Source organism: Pseudomonas sp. ACN5 (assembly GCF_002303975.1).
GTDB classification, from domain to species: Bacteria; Pseudomonadota; Gammaproteobacteria; order Pseudomonadales; family Pseudomonadaceae; genus Aquipseudomonas; species Aquipseudomonas laurylsulfatiphila.
This window is the reverse complement of sequence record NZ_MRCP01000007.1, coordinates 263,260-283,318: the sequence shown is the minus strand read 5'-3', so window position 1 is coordinate 283,318 and position 20,059 is coordinate 263,260. Positions and strand designations below refer to the sequence as shown.

The window sequence follows — 20,059 nt, the reverse complement described above, 5'->3', positions numbered from 1 at the left end:
CGCCGTTTGTACAAGCGTCTTCTTCGTCCACATCGTCATGATGTGATGGGGATGATAATTAGTTTTTATCTATCGATGTCTGCAAGTTAATGAATTTGTAGCTGTCATATTGATGATCAATACTCCTTCTCAGCCGATAGCCGGCAGTTCAAGACCGACAAAGGAAGGAAGATCGCATGAGCCAAAACAAAACGCTTACCACCGCCAGTGGCGCTCCTGTTGCCGATAACCAGAATTCCCGTTCTGCTGGCCCTCGTGGCCCGCTGCTGCTCGACGACTTTCATCTGATCGAGAAGCTTGCCCATTTCAACCGTGAAAACATCCCCGAGCGCCGTGTGCACGCCAAAGGCTCGGGTGCCTACGGTACGTTCACAGTGACGCGTGATATCACTCAATACACCAGTGCGAAACTGTTTGAGGCGGTCGGCAAGCAGACCCCGACTTTCCTGCGGTTTTCCACCGTGGGTGGTGAGCGCGGTTCGGCCGATACCGAGCGCGATCCACGCGGGTTTGCCTTGAAGTTCTACACCGAGGAAGGCAACTGGGACATTGTTGGCAATAACACGCCAGTGTTCTTCATTCGTGACCCATTGAAGTTTCCAGACTTTATCCACACCCAGAAGCGTTTGCCGCAAAGCAACCTGAAAAGTGCCCAGGCGATGTGGGACTTCTGGTCGCATTCGCCCGAAGCGTTGCACCAGGTCACCATCCTGTTTTCCGACCGCGGTATCCCTGACGGATATCGCCACATGCACGGCTTTGGCAGCCACACGTACAGCCTCATCAGCGCTAAAGGCGAGCGCCACTGGGTGAAGTGGCACTACAAGACCAAACAAGGGATCAAGAACCTTGCTCCCGCTGAGGCTGCGCGCCTGGCTGGTACAGATCCGGATTACGCCCAGCGCGACTTGTTCAATGCCATCGAGCAGGGTGATTTCCCGAAATGGCGCGTGTGCATTCAGATCATGAGCGAGTCTCAGGCGGCAGCGCACTACGAGAACCCGTTTGATGTCACCAAAACCTGGTCGCAAAAAGAGTTTCCACTGATTGAAGTCGGAGAGTTGGAGCTCAATCGCAATCCGCAGAACTACTTCGCGGAAGTCGAGCAGGCGGCGTTCGGTCCCAGCAACATGGTTCCAGGCGTTGGTTTGTCGCCGGATCGTATGCTGCAAGGTCGGGTCTTTGCCTACGCGGATGCTCACCGCTACCGTGTCGGCACCAATCACCAACAGTTGCCAGTCAACGCTCCGCGCAGTCCGGTCAACACTTATCAGCGCGATGGATCGATGGCCTTTGGCAGCAATGGCGGTGCGGCGCCGAACTACGAGCCAAACAGCTACGTGGAATCGCCGAAGCAGGCACCTCGTTTTGCAGAGCCGGCATTGGCCCTCAGTGGTGCCGCCGATCGTTACGACCACCGCGAAGACACTGATTACTACAGTCACGCCGGCGCGTTGTTCCGCTTGATGTCTGAAGAGCAGAAATCACTGCTGGTCAGCAACATCGCCGGTGCGATGGCGGGGGTGACGAGTGATGTGGTTGATCGCCAGCTGCAACATTTCTACAAAGCTGACCCGGCGTATGGAGAAGCAATCGCAAAGCTGCTCAACGTACAGCTTAACGAAGTCTAAATGAGAAGCAGAACCGCCCTTGTTTGGGCGGTTTTTGCGTTATTTCAGCTGGTTTTCTCAGAATATCTTCGCTTTTATTGCGTCTTGCGAGTGACGATAAGGGCATGTTGGTTCAAACTACAACTTTCAAGCAGGGAGATGTAGGGCGATGCAAGGCCACCCAGATGTGATCGATTACCTCAACACGTTGCTGACCGGCGAACTGGCCGCGCGTGATCAATATTTCGTCCATTCGCGGATGTATGAGGACTGGGGTTTCACCAAGCTCTACGAACGAATCAACCACGAGATGGAAGAGGAAGCAGGGCACGCTGATGCCTTGATGCGCCGGATCCTGATGCTCGAAGGTACTCCGCGCATGCGTCCGGACGATCTCGATGTCGGCACCACGGTGACCGAGATGCTCGAGGCGGATTTGCGCCTGGAATACAAGGTGCGGGCTGCGCTGTGCAAAGGCATCAAGCTCTGCGAGCAGCACAAGGACTACGTCAGCCGCGAAATGCTGCGGGTTCAATTGCATGACACCGAAGAAGATCACACTTACTGGCTCGAAAAGCAGCTGGGTCTGATCAAGTTGATCGGGCTTGAGAACTACCTGCAATCCCACGCCTGATTCAGCGAATACAAAAAAGCCCCTGCCACCGATGAAGTGACAGGGGCTTTTTCATGGCGCCCGGTTAAGCCCGGTCCCGCTCCAGCAGCGGCTTGAGGTAATAGCCGGTATGAGATTGCTTCATCTCTGACACTTCCTCCGGTGTACCGACGGCGATGATCTGACCGCCTTTGGAACCACCTTCCGGACCGAGGTCCACCAGCCAGTCGGCGGTCTTGATCACGTCCAGGTTGTGCTCGATGACCACCACGGTGTTGCCGTGGTCGCGCAGGCGATGCAGCACGTCCAGCAGTTGCTGGATATCCGCGAAGTGCAGCCCGGTGGTCGGTTCATCGAGGATGTACAGGGTCTTGCCGGTATCACGCTTGGACAATTCGCGAGACAGCTTCACCCGCTGGGCTTCACCTCCGGAGAGCGTGGTCGCCGATTGCCCCAGCTTGATGTACGACAGGCCGACATCCATCAACGTTTGCAGCTTGCGCGCCAGGGCCGGTACGGCATCGAAGAACACCCGCGCTTCCTCGATGGTCATCTCGAGGGTTTCGTGGATGCTCTTGCCCTTGTACTTGATCTCCAGGGTTTCACGGTTGTAGCGCTTGCTCTTGCACACGTCGCACGGCACGTAGATGTCCGGCAGGAAGTGCATTTCGACCTTGATCAGGCCGTCGCCCTGGCAGGCTTCGCAACGCCCGCCCTTGACGTTGAAGGAGAAGCGCCCCGGGCCGTAGCCCCGGGAGCGGGACTCCGGCACGCCGGCGAACAACTCGCGGATCGGCGTGAACAGTCCGGTATAGGTCGCCGGGTTGGAGCGCGGTGTGCGGCCGATCGGGCTCTGGTCGATGTCGACGACCTTGTCCAGGTGCTCCAGGCCCTTGATGCTGTCGTGGGCGGCCGCCTCAAGCGTCGTTGCGCCATTCAGCGCGGTGGCGCTCAACGGGAACAGCGTGTTGTTGATCAGCGTCGATTTACCCGAGCCGGACACGCCGGTCACACAGGTCAGCAAACCGATCGGAATCTCCAGGTCGACATTGCGCAGGTTGTTGCCGCGCGCGCCCTTGAGCGACAGCGTCAGCTTCTTGTTGCGCGGCGTACGTTTGGCCGGGACTTCGATCTTCACCCGGCCCGACAGGTATTTGCCCGTCAGCGAGTCCGGGTGCGCCATGACCTCGGCCGGTGTGCCTTCGGCGACGATATGCCCGCCGTGCACGCCGGCGCCCGGGCCGATGTCGACCACGTAGTCGGCCAGGCGGATCGCGTCTTCGTCGTGCTCGACCACGATCACCGTGTTGCCGATATCGCGCAGGTGCTTGAGGGTGCCCAGCAGCCTGTCGTTATCGCGCTGATGCAGGCCGATGGAGGGTTCGTCGAGGATGTACAGGACACCCACCAGGCCGGCGCCAATCTGGCTGGCCAGGCGAATGCGCTGGGCCTCGCCACCGGACAAGGTGTCGGCACTGCGGTCCAGCGACAGATAGTCGAGGCCGACGTTGACCAGAAACTGCAGGCGTTCGCGGATTTCCTTGAGGATCTTGTCGGCAATTTCGCCACGCCGACCGGTGAGCTTGAGCCCGCCAAAATAATCGGACGCATCGCCGATCGGCAGGTTGGTCACCGCCGGCAGGGTTTTCTCGCCGACCCAGACGTGCCGCGCTTCACGCCGCAGACGGGTGCCACGGCAATCCGGGCACGACTGGGTGCTGAGGAATTTGGCCAGCTCCTCGCGCACCGATGCCGATTCTGTTTCGCGGTAACGGCGCTCCAGGTTCGGCACGATGCCTTCGAACGGGTGCGAGCGTTTGACGATGTCGCCGCGGTCGTTCAGGTATTTGAAATCGACGTTTTGCGAACCGCTGCCATGCAGGATGAATTTCTGCTGGTCGGCGGGCAGTTCGTTGAACGGCACTTCCAGGCTGAACTTGTAGTGCGCGGCCAGTGAGCCGAGCATCTGGAAGTAATAGACGTTACGCCGGTCCCAGCCACGAATCGCCCCTTCGGCCAGGGTCAGTTCGCCGTTGACCAGGCGCTTGATGTCGAAGAACTGCTTTACCCCCAGACCATCACAGGTCGGACAGGCGCCGGCCGGGTTGTTGAAGGAGAACAGCTTGGGTTCAAGCTCGCTGATGGCGTGGCCGCAGATCGGGCAGGCGAAGCGTGCGGAGAAGATCATCTCTTCACCCGGTTCGTTGTCCATCGGCGCTACCAGGGCGATGCCGTCCGCCAGTTTCAGCGCGGTTTCAAAGGATTCGGCCAGGCGTTGTTGCAGGTCGGCGCGAACCTTGAAACGGTCGACCACGACATCGATGGTGTGTTTTTTCTGCTTGTCGAGCTTGGGGGCTTCGTCCAGCTCGTAAAGCTTGCCGTTGATTCGGGCGCGGACAAAACCCTGTGCGCGCAGTTCTTCGAAAACCGACAGGTGCTCGCCTTTGCGCTCGCGGATGACCGGGGCCAACAGCATCAGTTTGCTGCCCTCCGGTTCGGCGAGGACCAGGTCGACCATCTGGCTGACGGTCTGCGCTTCCAGCGGAATGTCGTGGTCCGGGCAACGGGGGATGCCCACGCGGGCATACAGCAGGCGCAGGTAATCGTAGATTTCGGTAATGGTGCCGACCGTCGAACGCGGGTTGTGCGAGGTGGACTTCTGTTCGATGGAGATCGCCGGCGACAGGCCTTCGATGGTGTCGACGTCGGGTTTTTCCATCATCGACAGGAACTGCCGGGCATAAGCCGACAGCGATTCGACGTAGCGGCGCTGGCCTTCGGCGTACAAGGTGTCGAAAGCCAGGGACGACTTGCCGGAGCCGGACAGGCCGGTGATGACGATCAGCTTGTCCCGTGGCAGGGTCAGGTCGATGTTCTTCAGGTTGTGGGTTCGAGCCCCACGAATCAGGATCTTGTCCAAGGTGGCCTCGCTCGGCGGGCGTCGAAAACGTAGGAGTATACGGGCAAATACTGGATGGATGCACACTATCAAACGAGAGGGCTACTGTCTTACATGAAGAGTGTGTCAGCAATGCGCGTCAAAGCGTCGCGATATACCCCGCCAATCGATCGGACTGGTAGAATCGCCGCCGGTTCACATGAGGTTTTTCCATGCACGATCCCCACAGCGAGCGCATGAGTGGTAGCGAGACCCGCGCGGCAAGCGGTCTGGCCCTGGTGTTCGCCTTCCGTATGCTTGGCATGTTCATGGTGTTGCCGGTACTGGCGACCTATGGGATGGATCTGGCCGGAGCCACGCCGGCCCTGATCGGTCTGGCGATTGGTGCTTATGGCCTGACCCAGGCAGTTTTCCAGATTCCGTTCGGTTTCATTTCCGACCGCATCGGCCGTCGCCCGGTGATTTACCTGGGCTTGATCGTCTTTGCCCTCGGCAGTCTGCTCGCCGCCAATGCCGATTCGATCTGGGGCGTGATCGCCGGGCGAATCCTGCAGGGTGCCGGGGCGATTTCCGCCGCGGTCATGGCCTTGCTGTCCGACCTGACCCGCGAGCAGCACCGGACCAAGGCCATGGCCATGATCGGCATGACCATCGGCCTGTCGTTTGCGGTGGCCATGGTCGTCGGTCCGCTGCTGACCCGCGCCTTCGGGTTGTCCGGGTTGTTCCTGGCCACCGGCGGCATGGCGCTGTTCGGCATCGTGATCGTGATGTTCATGGTGCCGCGCTCCACCGGCCCGTTGCAGCACCGTGAGTCCGGTGTCGCGCGCCAGGCGTTGATGCCGACCCTCAAGCATCCGGACCTGCTGCGCCTGGACCTGGGCATTTTTGTCTTGCACGCGATGTTGATGTCCAGCTTCGTCGCCTTGCCCCTGGCGCTGGTCGAGAAAGCCGGGTTGCCCAAAGAGCAGCACTGGTGGGTGTACCTGACCGCGCTGCTGATTTCTTTCTTCGCCATGATTCCGTTCATTATCTACGGCGAGAAGAAACGCAAAATGAAACGAGTTTTACTCGGCGCCGTCGTGACGTTGATGTTCACTGAGCTATTCTTCTGGCAGTTCGGTGACAGCTTGCGGTCTCTGGTGATCGGTACGGTGGTGTTCTTCACCGCGTTCAATCTGCTGGAGGCTTCATTGCCGTCGCTGATCAGCAAGGTTTCACCGGCAGGTGGCAAGGGCACGGCGATGGGGGTTTATTCCACCAGCCAGTTCCTCGGCTCGGCACTGGGGGGAATCCTCGGTGGCTGGCTGTTCCAGCATGGCGGTCTGTCGGTTGTATTCCTCGGATGCGCCGGTCTGGCTGCCCTCTGGCTGGCCTTTGCTGTTACCATGCGCGAACCTCCCTACGTCACAAGCCTGCGCTTGCCGTTGTCGCCCGAGGCGATCCGCGAAGCGGGTCTGGTCGAGCGCCTGAAGGCGGTCGTAGGGGTAACAGATGCAGTCATCGTCGCGGAAGAGGCGGCGATTTACATCAAACTGGACACCGAACTATTGGATCGCACCACCCTTGAGCGCCTGGTGAACAACCCGGCCGGGGCAGCGTGCGTAGCCTAGGAGAACGTTATGGCCCGTGGGGTTAACAAAGTCATATTGGTCGGCACTTGCGGCCAGGATCCCGAAGTTCGCTACTTGCCTAACGGTAACGCCGTGACCAACCTGAGTCTGGCGACCAGCGAACAGTGGACCGACAAGCAAACCGGCCAGAAAGTCGAAAAGACCGAATGGCACCGTGTATCGATGTTCGGCAAAGTGGCAGAAATCGCCGGCGAATACCTGCGTAAAGGTTCGCAGGTTTACATCGAAGGCAAGCTGCAGACCCGCGAGTGGGAAAAAGACGGTATCAAGCGTTACACCACCGAAATCGTGGTCGACATGCAAGGCACCATGCAACTGCTGGGTGGCCGTCCACAGGGCGACCAGCAGGGCCAGGGCGGTGGCAACTACCAGCAATCCGCGCCGCGCCAGCAGGCTCAACGTCCTGCTCCGCAACAGCAGCCACAGCGTCCGGCCCCTCAACAGGCCGCACCGCAACCGGCTCCGGATTTCGACAGCTTTGATGACGATATCCCGTTCTGATTCTTTCACCGAAGAATAGAACCTGACAAAGCCCGGCCTCCTTATGGATGCCGGGCTTTTTTGCATTTTTACCAAGGCTTCCTCGCCGGGATCGAGGACCGTCCAGCCGTCAGCGCGCAGTGATACTCTGCTATGGGTCCAGACCCTGTGCAGAGTTGCCCTATGGATCGCCTGTCTACGTTGTTGTCACAGTTCGGAGTGCGCGCGCACCTGTTTTACAGCGGCAAGCTTTGCGGCGTGGCGTCCTACGATGGCGCCGACCAGCGCGGCCATATTCACCTGTTGCAGGCCGGCTCTGTCACGTTGAAAGGCCTGGGGAGGAGTGAGTTGTTGCTCACTCGCCCCAGCCTGATTTTCCTGCCGCGCCCCAACCGACATCAGCTCATCGCCAGTGACACTGAAGGTGCTCAGCTGTTATGCGCGTCGATGCTGTTCGATGGCGGCGCCAGTAATCCGATATCTGCTTCGCTCCCCGATCTTCTGATATTGCCTCTGGATGAGCTGCCGTTGCTGGCCGACACCCTGAGATGGCTGTTCGGTGAAGCTGGCGCCGGGCATTGTGGCAGGGAGGCGGTGCTTGATCGTTTGTTCGAACTGTTGATCATCCTGCTGCTCCGGCATTTGCTTGACCACCAGCAGTTGAGCACTGGAATGATGGCCGGGTTGGCCGACGTGCGGCTGTCGCGCTCGTTGATTCAGATGCACAACCAACCTCAGCGGGCCTGGTCAGTGGCCGAGTTGGCGAATGAATCGAACATGTCCCGCGCCGCTTTTGCTGTGCATTTTCGCGCGGTTCTGGGGCAAACACCGCTGGATTATCTGTTGAGCTGGCGTATCAGCCTGGCGCAGAAGCGCCTGCGGGAGGGGCGGCCGATTACGCTGATCGCCGATGAGGTGGGCTATGAAAGTCCGTCGGCGCTTGCCCGTGCGTTTCGCCGCAAGACCGGCTGCAGTCCACGGGACTGGATGAAGTCCCTGGCGGCTGAGGGCGGCGCACTGGCTGAGGATGACGATGACCTGAATGCATTGAGCTGATTCAGGCCATCGGCGGATGAGGTTGTCAGCTCAAGGAATTTCCAGTCTGGTCAGCGAATGGCCCGCCACGAACAGGGAGGCGGCAAGCAAGCCGATGTCCTTGAGCAGGAACTGGCCTGGCGCGACCGTAATGGCCGGGAAACCAAGGCCTGGCTCAATCACTCCGGGCGTCGAGAACATAAAGCTCAAGGTGGTGAAAAATAACCCGGCAGACAAGGCGCCTCCGATCAAGGAAAGCTTTGGTGACAGCAGGCGGCCTGCAATCAGTACACCGATGGAAATCTCCAGGACACCGAGCAAACTGGAAAACAGATCGACACTGATAAGGTCATAGACCCAACCCAGGAAAGGGCTGTTGCTCACCAGAGGCACCAGTCCCTCTGCTTCATAGTGAGTAAATTTCATTCCGCCGAACCAGAAGTAGATAACGGCAAGGGCAAAGTAAATGCCGTAGGTCCCGATCGCCATGGTGGTGAGTCCGAGGGATGTTTTTTTCGACAAGCTGTCAGTGCTGATATTCATGCTGTTCATTGTTCAGGCTTCCAGTGAGTTATCCAGAAAGTGGCATGGGTGAAAGCAACATCCCCCGCGTATGCGTAGGGAGTGGAGTGATTGTTGGCTTTGGCATGACTTTCCAGGATTCTGGCGGTATTGCGTTCGATGCAGATCGTCCAGACTCACTGGAAATAAAAAGCCCATGGCATGTGAGGCCATGGGTTTTTTCATTTTTGCTGTCTCGTCCTGAATGAGGGTTACACGTTCTGGCTTCCTATCAGGAATTCGTCGGCCGACACCACGCTGGCATACGCAAATGCCAGGGACGCCATGAACGCCGCATGAACCTGGGCCGCCGGCACCGTCACGCCATTGAACTCCAGGTCACGGGTGGCGCAGGCGTCGTGGATCACGGTCACCGTGTAGCCGAAGTCCGCCGCCGCACGGGTGATGCCGTCGACACACATGTGGCTCATGCTGCCCACGACCACCAGTTCCTTGATGCCTTGCTCGTCGAGGATCGATTTCAACTCGGTTTCGCGGAACGAGTTGACGAAGTGCTTGAGCACCACCGGTTCGTCTGCACGGTTGATCACTTTGGGGTGCAGCTTCGCGCCTTCGGAGTTCGGGGTGAAGAACGGCGCCTCTGCGGAGGTGAATTCGTGGCGGATATGCACCACCGGATCACCGGCATCACGGAAGGCCTTGATCAGGCGGACGGCGTTGTCGGCGGCGGCATCGGCGCCGACCAGTGGCCACTTGCCTTGGGGGAAGTAGTCGTTCTGGATATCGACTACGATGAGCGCTTGCTTGGCCATGACTGTTTCCTCGAAGTGTGTTTGGGTGTGGAATGAAGTATTGGCGCTGGCAGGCGGTCCGGGGATTGGCCGCACCGACAATAAGAGGGGGAAAACTGACAATGGATGCAGAAAGGGCAATCGCCGAGCTCGGTGTGCTGATCTATCCCGGCGCGCAGATGGCGGCGGTGCATGGCTTGACGGACTTGTTCGGGGTGGCGAACCGGATCGCCGCCGAGCATCAGGCTGCGCAGTTGCCCCTGCTGCGGGTCAGCCATTGGCAGGTCGAGGGTGATCAGCCGCCGGCCCGGGTCTTCGACAGCCATCCCGGCCCGGAGCGTGCCCTGGTGGCCGTGTTGATCCCGCCATCGATTGCCGGCTTTTCCGAGGGCCAGGCGCCACAGGGCTTGATCCGCTGGTTGCGCGAGCAACATGCCGGCGGCGCGACACTGGGCGGGGTTTGCGTGGGCTCGATCCTGTTGGCTGAAAGCGGTCTGCTCGACGGCCGCAGCGCCACCACCCACTGGACTTCGGCCAAAGCATTCGCCGAACGTTATCCGGCGATACGGCTCAAGGCCGATACGCCGATTGTCGATGATGGCGACCTGATCACCACCGCCGGACTGATGGCGTGGTCTGAACTGGGTTTGCGCCTGGTCAACCGGCTGCTGGGACCGAGCATTGCCACCAGTACCGCGCGTTTTCTGGTGGTGGAACACAGCGATAGCGCCAGCGAGTGCGGCAGCAATTTTGCACCGATCCTCAGTCATGGCGATGCGGCGATTCTCAAGGTGCAACACTGGCTGCAAAGCACCGGGGCGACCGATGTGTCGCTGGCGGCGATGGCCGAAAAGGCAGGGCTGGAGGAGCGCACCTTCCTGCGACGCTTCCGCGCGGCCACCGGGCTCAAACCTACCGAATACTGTCAGCATCTGCGAGTCGGCAAGGCCCGGGAAATGCTCGAATTCACCAACGGCACCATCGATCATATCGCCTGGACCGTGGGTTATCAGGACCCCGGCGCGTTTCGCGCGACCTTCAAGAAAATCACCGGGTTGGCGCCGAGTGATTATCGGGCGCGGTTTGGGGTGACACCGGGGGCCGCAGTACGATAGGCCCATCACCACAAAGCCCCTTGTGGGAGCGGGCTTGCTCGCGAAGGCAGAGTGTCATTCACCGCAAATGTTGACTGAAAGTCCGCATTCGCGAGCAAGCCCGCTCCCACATGGGGTTTGTGCCAGTCTTGAGTCGTGCAAAATGCCGGAGTATCAAAGGGCATCGTGCAGAATAAAACAGGCCCCATGCCATCACTTTGTACGCAACGGGCTGATTTAAAACCCCTCTTTGCGCAACGGGCCTTGGCCTGATCCCTGCACCCCTTCAACTACATTCATCAAGCGTCGATTGAAGGGGGATGCATGACCCCAACAAACCGCAAGAAACTGGTGGTTGCCCATTCTGTACGCGCCGATGCGCCGCTGCACGAAGTCGAGACAAACCGTGCGCTGGCGCGCTGGCTGGCGCAGATAATGGGACTCAAGTACGGCGGCAGTTACGATCCGCAATTGCATGACGGTCGGGACCTCTACCTGTTGCCGACCCAGACGCTGGTGGGCGCTGCGGCTGCCCGGCAACTGGGGGTCAAGGGACCGGAGGATTTGTGGGGTGGTTATGTCGACCATGATTTCATCTGCACCAAAGCCATCAGTCATGGGCTGCTCAACCACCATGCCCATGCACCGCCCGGCTGGGCTCCTTTGTTTTCCCAGCGGGTACGCAGCGTCGTACTCGACGGTCTCAGCGTGTTCTGCCTGAAGGATGCTCGCCCGGCGGCGGAGCATCTGTTGTACACCGGGCCGATCCGCCTGAAGCCGATACACGCTTGCGCCGGGCGTGGTCAGGAAGTGATCCAAAGCCTCGACGAGTTCGATGAAATTCTGGCCAGGCCCGAGGCTGACGCGACCTTCACCGAAGGCGTGGTGCTGGAGCAGGATCTTGATCAGGTGATTACCCACAGCGTCGGCCAGAGCTTCATCGGCGACAAGGTGCTGAGTTACTGCGGTGATCAATACTTGACCAAAGACACTGAGGGCGAGGAGGTGTATGGCGGCTCGAACCTGTTGGTGGTGCAGGGCAGCTACGACGATTTGTTGAAGCTGGACCTTGCCGATGACGTGCGGGTGGCTATCAAGCAGGCGCAGGTGTTCGACAGCGCCGCGGATGAAGCCTATCCGCGTTTCTATGCGTCACGGCGCAACTACGACATCGCTCAGGGCATCGATAGCGACGGCAAACAGCGCAGCGGCGTGCTCGAACAATCCTGGCGCATGGGCGGTGCCAGCAGTGCCGAGGTGGCGGCCTTGCAGAGTTTCGTCAACGATCCGGGGATGCGCGCGATTCGTGTGTCTTCGGTGGAAACCTACATCGATCAGCCGCTGCCGGCAGATGCCATCGAGGTGTATCGCGGGCCGGCGCAAAGCAGTGAATTTCTCCTCAAGTACGTAACGGTTAAATCCTATGACGGCTAGAAGCGAATCCATTCAGATCGATATCGATAATGAACAGATGAGCGGGACTTTTCTGAGCCCCAAATCGAAAGTCCCCGGCGTACTTTTTGTGCACGGTTGGGGCGGCAGTCAGGAGCGGGACCTGGAGCGCGCCAAAGGCATCGCCGGCTTGGGGTGTGTATGCCTGACCTTCGACCTGCGCGGGCACACCGGCGGCACCGGCATTCCATTGTCCCGGGTGACCCGGGAGGACAATCTGCGCGACCTGCTGGCAGCCTATGACCGCTTGCTCGCGCACCCGGCCCTCGATACCTCCGCGATTGCCGTGGTCGGCACCAGTTATGGGGGTTATCTGGCCTCGATTCTGACTTCGCTGCGGCCGGTGCGCTGGCTGGCGCTGCGGGTGCCGGCGCTGTACCGCGACGAGCAATGGCACACGCCGAAACGCGACCTGGACAAGCTGGATCTGCGTGATTACCGAGGCACTCTGGTGCGTGCCGACAGCAACCGGGCCTTGCATGCCTGCTCGCAATTTCGCGGGGATGTCCTGCTGGTGCAGTCGGAAACCGACGATTATGTGCCGCACGCGACGATCATGAGCTACCGGGCGGCCTGTCAGCAGACGCACTCAATGACCCACCGCATCATCGACGGTGCCGACCACGCCTTGAGCGACCCGGTTTCCCAGCAGGCCTATACCTCGATCCTTGTCGACTGGATTACCGAGATGGTGGTCGGGGAGCGGTTGAGCATTATTCAATCCCAGTGATTTGCGGTGTGCCTGCGGACGCCTTCGCGGGCAAGCCCGCTCCCACAATGTCTGCAGGTGTTCACAAAGAATGTGTTCATCACCGATCAACTGTGGGAGCGGGCTTGCTCGCGAAGGCGTCCGCAAGCACACCCCAAATCATTTGGTTTTCTTCGAAATCCGTAACGCCTTGGCCTTGGCTTCCACCAACAGGTACATCACCAGGGCAATCAACAACGGCAGGATGAAATAAATCGCCCGATAGGCCAGCAGCCCGGCCACCAGGCTACCCCGCGAAACCTCGTGTTGCAGCAGCGCCACGAACACCGCCTCGAGCACGCCGAGCCCGGCCGGGATGTGGGTGATGACCCCGGCGATGGCGCTGATCAACAGCACGCCCAGTACCAGTGGATAGTCCAGTTTGCTCGGCAGCAGGGTGAAGATCACCGCCGCCATCAGCGACCAGTTCAGCGCACCGAGGGTCAGTTGCAGCACCGCCATGCGCAAGGACGGGAGGTCGATTTCGATACCGCGAATCTCCCACTCCCGACGTTTGGCAAACTGGCACGCCACCAGGTAGCCGGCGCTCAACAGCAACAACAAGACCCCTACGCCTTGCAGCGCACTGCTGCTGAGCTTCCAGCCCGGCGGCATGCGCACCAGCCCGCTGCTGAACACGGCGCCGGCAATGACCATGTAGCCGAACCAGTTGGTCGCCAGGCTCAGGCCAAGGATCTTCGCGATGTTGCTCTTGCTGACCCCGAGCCGCGAATACAACCGGTAGCGCATGGCAATGCCGCCGACCCAGGCGCTCAGGTTCAGGTTGAAGGCGTAGCTGATGATCCCCACGGGCAGGATCTGCTTCCACGTCAGGTTCTGGCGGATGTAGGTGCGGCCGATCAGGTCGAAGCAGGCGTACACCAGAAAACTCACCAGGGTCAGCCCCGACGCGATGATCAGCGTGCGCACCTTGAAATCGGCCAGGTTATCGAACACTTCGTTCCACTCAAGGCGCTGGGCGAGCATCGTGAACAGCACGATCAGCATCAGGAAAAACAGCATCGTCAGCGGTCGTTTCCAGCGGCTCCAGTGCGACTTGCCCGGGCTTTTGGCGTCAGTTTCCATGTGAGGCTCAGCGCGGTTCATGGTCAGCGCTCCCGGTCGGAGGGGGGATGGGTTTCAGGCGAGGTTTGTGCGCCGGCAACCAACCGGCCCAAGCCGGGAAATGCCGCAGGAAGTGAAACACCAGAAAACCTATGGTCATGTGCCAGACACGCCCGCGCGGCGCGATGTCGTGAGACATGGCCTTGCAATGGTTGTCGCTGAGGTCTTCCAGGCGATCGAACAGAACTCGATTGAAGCCACGGTCGCGGATCAGCACGTTGGCTTCCAGATTCATCGACAGGCTCAATGGGTCGAGGTTACTCGAGCCGACGGTGCTCCAGTCTTCATCCACCAATGCGACCTTGCCGTGCAACGGGCGGTCGCAATATTCGTAGATCTTCACCCCGGATTTGAGCAGGTAGTCATAGGTCATGCGCGCCGCAAGCTTGGCCACCCGCATGTCTGGCTGGCCCTGCAGGATCAGCCGCACATCCACGCCTCGGCGGGCCGCGTTGCGGATCTCGCGCAACAAGCGAAAGCCGGGAAAGAAGTAGGCATTGGCGATCACCACCCTACGCTTGGCCTGGCGCAACACCTGGCGGTAAACCTCTTCAATGTCGCTCGGGTGTTCACCGTTGTCGCGGTACACCAGACGCACCTGGCCATCGTGATCGCTGACGGCCAGCTCCGAACGCCGCTGCCGACGGCGTTGCCACCAGTATTTGGCGTGCGCCGGGCGACCGCATTGCAGCAGAGCGAAGTGATGGATGTCGGCCACCGCCGGGCCTTGCACCTCCACGGAATAGTCCTGCTTGGCCTCGGGACCGAAGTCGGCAAGGTGATCGGCAGAAAAGTTGATCCCGCCGATGAAGGCAATGCTGCCGTCCACCACCACTATCTTGCGGTGCAGGCGCCGGAACCAGTTGGTGCGGATGCCCAGGCGTTTTGGTGCCGGATCGAACATTTGCAGGTGCACGCCGGCGGCGGTCAGGGCGGTAAGGAACCCGGTACTCAATTCGCCGCAGCCAAAGCCGTCGAGGCTGACGGTGGTGCGTACACCGCGCTGGGCAGCTTCGATCAGGATCTGTTGCAGCTCATTGCCAACCTTGTCCTCGAACACAATGAAGGTTTCCAGCAGGATTTCACTTTGCGCCCGGCGCAGGGCGTCAAATACCCGGGGAAAATACGCTTCGCCGTTTTCCAGCAACTCGACGCGATTGCTGCCTTGCCAGCCGTATTCAACGTCGACCGCTGTCGGCTCACGGATCGGCGGAGCGGGGATGTTATCCAGCGTGGTTTTTTCCATCGACTGGCTGCTCATAACTCGATCTCCACCGACAGCGGGACGTGGTCGGAAAGGTGCGACCAGGGGCGGGTGGTCAGCACTTGCGGATGGCTGGCCTTGAGGTTGCGCAGGTAGATGCGGTCCAGACGCAATGCCGGCAGGCGCGCGGGGAAACTGCGCGCCGGTTTGCCGTGGTGCGCGGCGAAGGCTTCGCGCAGACCGCAGGGTTTGAGCAACGCATCGGCGCGCTGACGCCAGTCGTTGAAGTCTCCGGCGACGATCACCGGGGCATCGGCGGGCAGGGCGTCCAGACGCTGGGCGAGCAGCTTCAATTGCGCCGTGCGGTGACTTTCGCGCAGCCCCAGATGCACACAAATGGCATGCACTTCCTGGGCGTCGCCTGGCAGGCGCAACACACAATGCAGGATCCCGCGGTTCTCGTGACCGCTGATGGACACGTCGAGGTTGTCGTGGCGGATGATCTGGAATTTCGACAACAGCGCGTTGCCGTGATCACCCGCCGGATACACCGCATTGCGGCCATAGGCGAACTGCGGCCACAGGGTGTCGGCGAGGAACTCGTATTGCGGCATCGCCGGCCAGTTGGTGTAACGCTTGGGGTGGTGCTCGTGGGTGCCGTGGACTTCCTGCAAAAACACCACATCGGCAGACACACTGCGCACCGCTTCACGCAGTTCTGGCAGGATGAAGCGCCGGTTGAGCGCGGTGAAACCTTTATGGGTGTTGACCGTCAGCACCTTGAAGCGACAAGTCACGGACGGATCCTGTACCCGCATGTCGGTTGCATTTGAGTGTGCGGGAATATCGGTGTGATTCGCTGTCATGTCGCCTCCCGCTTGACGGCCCTGTCTTTGGATGACTCTGGGGCGACGGCGAAAGTTTCGATGGGGCTACGGACGGTAGATTTTCTGCAGAGCACCACCGAACAATTGTGGGAGCGGCGGTGCGGCGATCCGACTTGCTCGCGAAAGCGGTGTGTCAGTCACCTCATTGTTGAGTGTGCCGACGCCTTCGCGAGCAAGCCCGCTCCCACAGTGGGTATCAGTGGCCCGTGATTATGCGGGCAGAACCGTCGGCCGGCTCGGCATAGGCCGGACCAAGGCGATCAAGACGTCCGCTCCACGCAGTCAATGCCAGCGCCACCAGCACCACCAGGCCACCGATCCACGCGGTATGGATCAACCCCATGTGGGCGACGATCAGGCCACCGCCCCAGGCGCCACCGGCAATGCCGAGGTTGAACGCGGCGATGTTCAGGCCGGATGCCACGTCCACGGCATGGGGTGTGTGATGTTCGGCCTGGCGCACCACGTACACCTGCAACCCCGGCACGTTGCCGAATGCCACGGCGCCCCAGACCAGCACGGTGGCCAGCGCCAGCCAGGGATTGCCGGCCGTGAAGGTCAGCGCGAACAACACGGCGGCGAGCAGGGCAAAAATGATTTTCAGGGCGCTGATCGGACCGCGTTTGTCCGCCAGTTTGCCGCCCCAGATATTGCCGACGGCCACGGAGATGCCGTAGACCAGCAACACCAGGCTGACGGCGCTGGCGCTGAAGCCGGAGAGGTCCTGAAGAATTGGCGCGAGGAAGGTAAAGGCGGTGAACGTGCCGCCGTAGCCGACGGCCGTCATCGCATACACCAGCAACAGGCGAGGTTGCCTGAGCACCTGCAATTGCTGCAAGAACGACGCGGGTTTGCTGTGGGCGATATTTTTCGGCACGTAGATCAGGCTGCCGATGAAGGCGATGACGCCCAGTGTCGAAACGGCGAGGAAGGTTTCGCGCCAGCCGAAATGCTGGCCGATGAATGTCCCCAGCGGCACGCCGGTGACCAGCGCCACGGTCAGGCCGGTGAACATGATGGCAATCGCGCTGGCGGCTTTTTCCTTCGGCACTAGACTGGTGGCGATGGTCGAACCGATCGAGAAAAACACCCCGTGGGCCAGGCCGGTGACGATCCGGGCGAGGATCAGCGACTCGTAGCCCGGTGCTTGCCACGCCAGCAGGTTGCCGAGGGTGAACAGCACCATCAGCGACAACAGCAACAACTTGCGCGGAACCTTGCCGGTGAGGGCGGTCAGCACCGGGGCGCCGACGGCAACGCCAAGGGCATACAGGCTGACCAGCAGGCCGGCGGACGGCAGGCTGACGCCGAGGTCGGCGCCAATAGTGGGTAACAGGCCAACGATGACGAACTCTGTCGTCCCGATGGCAAAGGCGCTGAGGGTCAGCGCGAGCAAGGCAATGGGCATGGCTGCAACTCCGGAAGATGATTCGATGGAGCGCAGTGTCGGGATTTTGCTCGTGAGGAAAAATATAGGGATGGACATTTGATATTTGCCTTGGACGCAAAGATCGCAAGTGCGGGTGATAGTCTGTGGCGAGGGAGCTTGCTCCCGCTCGGCTGCGCAGCAGTCGTTAACCCATTGCATGCGGTGTATCAGATGTTTCCGAATGGTAATTTTTGGGGGCGCTTCGCACCCCAGCGGGACGGTGCGGCGATCCGACAAGCTCCCTCGCCACATGGGGTATCGCCATTCGGCTATCTAGAGGCAATGTCCGAACTTGCCCGGCATTTTTCGATCAGTTCCTTACCGACACAGCCAAAGGAGCGGGTGTTTTGATCAGGCTCAAGACCGTGATACTGCTGGGGGCGTTGCTGTTTGTGGGCAGCGAGCAACTGGAAGCCGCTGCGATACCGGGGCTGCCGGCCGCCGCGACCGCTGCGACGCCGCCGGCACACCCCGAACCGCTGGTGCAAGGCGGATTACTGGGGGCCATCAGTTCAAGCATCGACGAGGTCCAGACCAAGCTTGATCTCAATCAAAACCTGCTCGACGCCTGGCGCCTGCGTGCCGACCGCGCGGCCGATGAAGTGGATCAGTTGGTCAATCAGCCTTCGGCCCGCTCGCCCTGGAGCGTCGTTGTCGATTTCCTGATACTGACCGGCGTGTGGGCCGCCGTGTTTGCCTGTCTTTGGCTGCTTGGGCGATTGTTGGCCAAACGCCTGTGCGCGCATCGCCTGCTGCTCAGTCGCGAACGGGGCCAGGCATTGCTCGGTTACGTGCTGCCCTACGCCCTTCCGGCAGTGGTCAGTCTGCCGTTGACGATTTATGCCAGCCAGTTTTTGCCGATATCGGCGGGCCGGGCGCTGGCGTTGTGTCTGGCTTATGCCACAAGCGCGGGGATCTTTGCTGCGTCATTGGTGATGTCGCTGATGGTGATATTCAATGCCGGCCACAAGCGCCGCGCGGTGCAGATCATCCGTGAAAAAAGTCCCTGGCCGTTGTTCGGTATCGGCTTTCTGGTGGCCTTGAGCGATGCTCTGACCAGCCCGCAGATCGCCCATCAGTTGGGCAACAATCTCACCAGCAGCATCGCCGTGTTTACCGGGTTGGCCGCGTCGATTTCCTTCGGCTTGCTGGTGATTCGCATGCGTCGCCCGGTAGCCCATGTGATCCGCATCCTGCCGCTGGCCCAGCGCCTCAGTCAGCCGGCGTTGCGTGAAACCCTGCGGATATTTTCCGGGCTCTGGTACTGGCCGATTCTGTTGATGGTACTGGTTTCGATCATCAACCTGATCGGTGCCGGGGCGGACAATCAGAGAGTGCTGCGCAGCGCCTTGTTCACCACGGTGCTGCTGATTGCCACGGTGTTTCTCAGCACCACGCTGCATCATCTGTTCAAGGCGCGCAGCGAGTCGGACCTGCGCCGCAGCGGCGCCTACAAGGAGCGCTTCCTCAACCTATCCCACGCCTTGCTGCGCATCGGCATGGCCATCGTGTTCATCGATATCCTCGGGCGGATCTGGGGCGTGTCGCTGTTCGAGTTCGCGGTGAGCAATGCCGTGGGCCGGGCGATCAGTGATTCCCTGAGCCACATCGGTTTGATCCTCTTGGTGACCTGGATGGTCTGGGTGGTGCTCGACACGGCGATTCAGGAGGCCCTGAAACCGCCGACCAACAAACGCTCGGCGCGCCAGCCCAGTACGCGGGTGAAAACCATCCTGCCGCTGCTGCGCAATGCGATCAAAATCATCCTGGTGGTGATCTGTGCGATCACCACCATGGCCAACCTGGGCATCAACGTCGCGCCATTCCTGGCCGGTGCCGGGGTCATCGGCCTGGCAATCGGTTTCGGTTCCCAGCAACTGGTGCAGGATGTGATTACCGGGCTGTTCATCATCATCGAGGACACCCTGTCCATCGGTGATTGGGTGGTGCTTGATTCCGGGCATGCCGGCACGGTCGAAGGCCTGACCATCCGCACCTTGCGCCTGCGCGACGGCAAGGGCTTCGTGCACTCGGTACCGTTCGGGCAGATCAAGGCCGTGACCAACCAGTCGCGGCAATTCGCCTATGCGTTTTTCTCAGTGCAATTCACCTATGACACCGACGTCGACAAGGCCATCGAACTGATTCGCGAGGCCGGGCATTCCATCAGCAACGACCCGTTCCTGCGCTACAACCTGCAAGGGCCGCTGGATGTGTTTGGCGTCGACAGGATGGACCTCAACGGTGTGGTACTGACCGCGCAATTTCGCACGGTGAGTGGTGGCCAATATGCGGTGAGCCGGGCCTTTAACCAGCGTTTGAAAAAGCTTGTGGATAACTGCCCGTGGGTGAACTTCGCGCAAACTTATCCACAGCAGGCGTTGGTGCCGAGGCATTCGGTCGAAGCGCCACCGGAGGCTGAGCCGGAACACGCGGCGGTGTTGATGCCGGATCGGCCGCGGTCTCAATAGCCGTTGTTGTCCTGAGGTTCTTTATTGCCTGTAATGGCCTCTTCGCGGGCAAGCCCGCTCCCACAGTT

16 protein-coding genes are annotated in these 20,059 nt (G+C 60.3%); 9 read left to right on the top strand and 7 right to left on the bottom strand.

Going from position 1 to position 20,059, the window contains the following annotated elements; translation table 11 throughout:
- Nucleotides 1-176: 176 nt before the first annotated feature.
- Both BSF40_RS15710 and bfr read left to right on the top strand, forming a co-directional pair.
- Complete coding sequence (locus tag BSF40_RS15710) at nucleotides 177-1,631, top strand: catalase (RefSeq protein WP_095965777.1); 1,455 nt, start codon at nucleotides 177-179, stop codon at nucleotides 1,629-1,631.
- Between the two features lie 148 nt (nucleotides 1,632-1,779).
- Entirely contained in the window at nucleotides 1,780-2,244 is a 465-nt protein-coding gene (gene bfr, locus BSF40_RS15705; RefSeq protein ID WP_007970123.1) for a bacterioferritin, read from the top strand.
- Between the two features lie 64 nt (nucleotides 2,245-2,308).
- Here the strand turns inward: bfr and uvrA are convergent, their stop codons facing one another.
- Nucleotides 2,309-5,143, bottom strand: coding sequence for an excinuclease ABC subunit UvrA (uvrA, locus tag BSF40_RS15700; RefSeq protein ID WP_095965776.1), 2,835 nt, complete (start codon nucleotides 5,141-5,143; stop codon nucleotides 2,309-2,311).
- A gap of 191 nt (nucleotides 5,144-5,334) precedes the next feature.
- Here uvrA and BSF40_RS15695 point away from each other — a divergent pair, with 191 nt between their 5' ends.
- The 3 genes from BSF40_RS15695 (at nucleotide 5,335) to BSF40_RS15685 (ending at nucleotide 8,289) form a co-directional block, all read left to right on the top strand.
- Nucleotides 5,335-6,732 carry an MFS transporter gene (locus BSF40_RS15695; RefSeq protein ID WP_095965775.1) on the top strand — a complete coding sequence of 466 codons (1,398 nt, stop codon included), beginning with the start codon at nucleotides 5,335-5,337 and terminating at the stop codon, nucleotides 6,730-6,732.
- 9 nt (nucleotides 6,733-6,741) lie between these two features.
- Nucleotides 6,742-7,254, top strand: a complete 513-nt coding sequence (locus BSF40_RS15690; RefSeq protein WP_095965774.1) for a single-stranded DNA-binding protein — start codon at nucleotides 6,742-6,744, stop codon at nucleotides 7,252-7,254.
- Between the two features lie 162 nt (nucleotides 7,255-7,416).
- Complete coding sequence (locus BSF40_RS15685) at nucleotides 7,417-8,289, top strand: AraC family transcriptional regulator (protein ID WP_095965773.1); 873 nt, start codon at nucleotides 7,417-7,419, stop codon at nucleotides 8,287-8,289.
- Nucleotides 8,290-8,319: 30 nt separating this feature from the next.
- Here BSF40_RS15685 and BSF40_RS15680 read toward each other — a convergent pair whose 3' ends face one another.
- Both BSF40_RS15680 and BSF40_RS15675 read right to left on the bottom strand, forming a co-directional pair.
- Nucleotides 8,320-8,820, bottom strand: coding sequence for a YkgB family protein (locus tag BSF40_RS15680; RefSeq protein WP_095965772.1), 501 nt, complete (start codon nucleotides 8,818-8,820; stop codon nucleotides 8,320-8,322).
- A 221-nt stretch (nucleotides 8,821-9,041) separates the two neighbouring features.
- Entirely contained in the window at nucleotides 9,042-9,602 is a 561-nt protein-coding gene (locus BSF40_RS15675; RefSeq protein WP_095965771.1) for a cysteine hydrolase family protein, read from the bottom strand.
- A 101-nt stretch (nucleotides 9,603-9,703) separates the two neighbouring features.
- Between BSF40_RS15675 and BSF40_RS15670 the strand changes: the two genes are divergently transcribed.
- The 3 genes from BSF40_RS15670 to BSF40_RS15660 all read left to right on the top strand — a co-directional run bounded on the left by BSF40_RS15670 (nucleotide 9,704) and on the right by BSF40_RS15660 (nucleotide 12,857).
- On the top strand, nucleotides 9,704-10,696 hold the full coding sequence (locus BSF40_RS15670; RefSeq protein WP_095965770.1) for a GlxA family transcriptional regulator: 993 nt from the start codon (nucleotides 9,704-9,706) through the stop codon (nucleotides 10,694-10,696).
- A 303-nt stretch (nucleotides 10,697-10,999) separates the two neighbouring features.
- Nucleotides 11,000-12,109: a DUF3182 family protein gene (locus BSF40_RS15665; RefSeq protein ID WP_095965769.1), complete on the top strand. Its 1,110-nt coding sequence runs from the start codon at nucleotides 11,000-11,002 to the stop codon at nucleotides 12,107-12,109.
- Entirely contained in the window at nucleotides 12,099-12,857 is a 759-nt protein-coding gene (locus BSF40_RS15660) for a S9 family peptidase (protein ID WP_007970134.1), read from the top strand. Before BSF40_RS15665 ends, BSF40_RS15660 begins: the two co-directional genes overlap by 11 nt.
- Before the next feature lie 138 nt (nucleotides 12,858-12,995).
- Here the strand turns inward: BSF40_RS15660 and BSF40_RS15655 are convergent, their stop codons facing one another.
- From BSF40_RS15655 to BSF40_RS15640, 4 genes are all read right to left on the bottom strand, one after another.
- On the bottom strand, nucleotides 12,996-13,982 hold the full coding sequence (locus BSF40_RS15655) for a lysylphosphatidylglycerol synthase domain-containing protein (RefSeq protein ID WP_095965768.1): 987 nt from the start codon (nucleotides 13,980-13,982) through the stop codon (nucleotides 12,996-12,998).
- Nucleotides 13,969-15,261 (bottom strand): cardiolipin synthase ClsB, encoded by a 1,293-nt coding sequence (gene clsB / locus BSF40_RS15650; RefSeq protein ID WP_095965767.1) that lies wholly within the window; start codon nucleotides 15,259-15,261, stop codon nucleotides 13,969-13,971. Before clsB ends, BSF40_RS15655 begins: the two co-directional genes overlap by 14 nt.
- Nucleotides 15,258-16,022: an endonuclease/exonuclease/phosphatase family protein gene (locus BSF40_RS15645; RefSeq protein ID WP_256589526.1), complete on the bottom strand. Its 765-nt coding sequence runs from the start codon at nucleotides 16,020-16,022 to the stop codon at nucleotides 15,258-15,260. The genes clsB and BSF40_RS15645 overlap by 4 nt, the downstream gene beginning before the upstream one ends.
- 265 nt (nucleotides 16,023-16,287) lie before the next feature.
- Nucleotides 16,288-17,499 (bottom strand): MFS transporter, encoded by a 1,212-nt coding sequence (locus BSF40_RS15640; RefSeq protein ID WP_095965765.1) that lies wholly within the window; start codon nucleotides 17,497-17,499, stop codon nucleotides 16,288-16,290.
- Nucleotides 17,500-17,867: 368 nt separating this feature from the next.
- Between BSF40_RS15640 and BSF40_RS15635 the strand changes: the two genes are divergently transcribed.
- The gene (locus tag BSF40_RS15635) at nucleotides 17,868-19,991 is read left to right on the top strand and encodes a mechanosensitive ion channel family protein (protein WP_095965764.1); all 2,124 of its coding nucleotides are present in this window, start codon (nucleotides 17,868-17,870) and stop codon (nucleotides 19,989-19,991) included.
- Nucleotides 19,992-20,059: the final 68 nt, after the last annotated feature.